Source organism: Streptomyces sp. CLV115, assembly GCF_038448545.1.
Lineage (GTDB): Bacteria > Actinomycetota > Actinomycetes > Streptomycetales > Streptomycetaceae > Streptomyces > Streptomyces sanglieri.
In genome coordinates, this window is sequence record NZ_JBCEWQ010000320.1 from 1 (window position 1) to 2,790 (window position 2,790).

General features: G+C 58.1%; 2 rRNA genes. Both read left to right on the forward strand.

Going from position 1 to position 2,790, the window contains the following annotated elements:
- The first annotated feature begins 332 nt into the window (after window positions 1–332).
- A 16S ribosomal RNA gene (locus AADR41_RS41785) occupies window positions 333–1,858 on the forward strand.
- Window positions 1,859–2,159: 301 nt separating this feature from the next.
- A 23S ribosomal RNA gene (locus AADR41_RS41790) occupies window positions 2,160–2,790 on the forward strand; the annotation flags it as partial.

Below are 2,790 nucleotides of genomic sequence, written 5' to 3' on the forward strand. Positions count from 1 at the left end.
TCCCGCTTCGACCGGGAATCGGACACGAAAGAGTCTGATAGAGTCGGAAACGCAAGACCGAAGGGAAAAGCCCGGAGGAAAGCCCCAGAGAGTGTTCTGCGGGTGAGTACAAAGGAAGCGTCCGTTCCTTGAGAACTCAACAGCGTGCCAAAAGTCAACGCCAGATATGTTGATACCCCGGCCTGCTTCGGCAGGTTGGAGGTTCCTTTGAAAGTCCTACGGGGTCACCGACCCGGTAGGCAATTTACACAGCGAGGACGCTGTGAACGACCGGTCTTATTCCGTCCGGTCGTTCCGCTCTCGTGTTGTGTTGTCCCGATCACGGGAAAACATTCACGGAGAGTTTGATCCTGGCTCAGGACGAACGCTGGCGGCGTGCTTAACACATGCAAGTCGAACGATGAAGCCCTTCGGGGTGGATTAGTGGCGAACGGGTGAGTAACACGTGGGCAATCTGCCCTTCACTCTGGGACAAGCCCTGGAAACGGGGTCTAATACCGGATAACACTCTGTCCCGCATGGGACGGGGTTGAAAGCTCCGGCGGTGAAGGATGAGCCCGCGGCCTATCAGCTTGTTGGTGGGGTGATGGCCTACCAAGGCGACGACGGGTAGCCGGCCTGAGAGGGCGACCGGCCACACTGGGACTGAGACACGGCCCAGACTCCTACGGGAGGCAGCAGTGGGGAATATTGCACAATGGGCGAAAGCCTGATGCAGCGACGCCGCGTGAGGGATGACGGCCTTCGGGTTGTAAACCTCTTTCAGCAGGGAAGAAGCGAAAGTGACGGTACCTGCAGAAGAAGCGCCGGCTAACTACGTGCCAGCAGCCGCGGTAATACGTAGGGCGCAAGCGTTGTCCGGAATTATTGGGCGTAAAGAGCTCGTAGGCGGCTTGTTGCGTCGGTTGTGAAAGCCCGGGGCTTAACCCCGGGTCTGCAGTCGATACGGGCAGGCTAGAGTGTGGTAGGGGAGATCGGAATTCCTGGTGTAGCGGTGAAATGCGCAGATATCAGGAGGAACACCGGTGGCGAAGGCGGATCTCTGGGCCATTACTGACGCTGAGGAGCGAAAGCGTGGGGAGCGAACAGGATTAGATACCCTGGTAGTCCACGCCGTAAACGTTGGGAACTAGGTGTTGGCGACATTCCACGTCGTCGGTGCCGCAGCTAACGCATTAAGTTCCCCGCCTGGGGAGTACGGCCGCAAGGCTAAAACTCAAAGGAATTGACGGGGGCCCGCACAAGCAGCGGAGCATGTGGCTTAATTCGACGCAACGCGAAGAACCTTACCAAGGCTTGACATACACCGGAAAGCATCAGAGATGGTGCCCCCCTTGTGGTCGGTGTACAGGTGGTGCATGGCTGTCGTCAGCTCGTGTCGTGAGATGTTGGGTTAAGTCCCGCAACGAGCGCAACCCTTGTTCTGTGTTGCCAGCATGCCCTTCGGGGTGATGGGGACTCACAGGAGACTGCCGGGGTCAACTCGGAGGAAGGTGGGGACGACGTCAAGTCATCATGCCCCTTATGTCTTGGGCTGCACACGTGCTACAATGGCCGGTACAATGAGCTGCGATGCCGCGAGGCGGAGCGAATCTCAAAAAGCCGGTCTCAGTTCGGATTGGGGTCTGCAACTCGACCCCATGAAGTCGGAGTTGCTAGTAATCGCAGATCAGCATTGCTGCGGTGAATACGTTCCCGGGCCTTGTACACACCGCCCGTCACGTCACGAAAGTCGGTAACACCCGAAGCCGGTGGCCCAACCCCTTGTGGGAGGGAGCTGTCGAAGGTGGGACTGGCGATTGGGACGAAGTCGTAACAAGGTAGCCGTACCGGAAGGTGCGGCTGGATCACCTCCTTTCTAAGGAGCACTTCTTACCAGGCTTCGGTTTGGTCAGAGGCCACTACGTCGGCAAATGTTCGACGGTGGTTGCTCATGGGTGGAACGTTGACTATTCGGCACGACAGGTTGTTTTTCACTAGTACTGCTTCGGCGTGGAACGTGGGGGACGGCAGGTCGGGTCGGGCACGTTGTTGGGTATCTGAGGGTACGGCCGTGATGGTCGCCTTCAGTTGCCGGCCCCAGTGAACCTGTTCTTCGGAGCGGGGTGATGGGTGGCTGGTCGTTGTTTGAGAACTGCACAGTGGACGCGAGCATCTGTGGCCAAGTTTTTAAGGGCGCACGGTGGATGCCTTGGCACCAGGAACCGATGAAGGACGTGGGAGGCCACGATAGGCCCCGGGGAGCTGTCAACCGAGCTTTGATCCGGGGGTGTCCGAATGGGGAAACCCGGCAGTCGTCATGGGCTGTCACCCGCTGCTGAACACATAGGCAGTGTGGAGGGAACGAGGGGAAGTGAAACATCTCAGTACCCTCAGGAAGAGAAAACAACCGTGATTCCGGGAGTAGTGGCGAGCGAAACCGGATGAGGCCAAACCGTATGCGTGTGATACCCGGCAGGGGTTGCGCATGCGGGGTTGTGGGATCTCTCTTGATCAATCTGCCGATTGGTCGGCGAGTCAGAAACCGTTGATGTAGGCGAAGGACATGCGAAAGGTCCGGCGTAGAGGGTAAGACCCCCGTAGCTGAAACATTGACGGCTTGCTTGAGAGACACCCAAGTAGCACGGGGCCCGAGAAATCCCGTGTGAATCTGGCGGGACCACCCGCTAAGCCTAAATATTCCCTGGTGACCGATAGCGGATAGTACCGTGAGGGAATGGTGAAAAGTACCGCGGGAGCGGAGTGAAATAGTACCTGAAACCGTGTGCCTACAAGCCGTGGGAGCGTCGC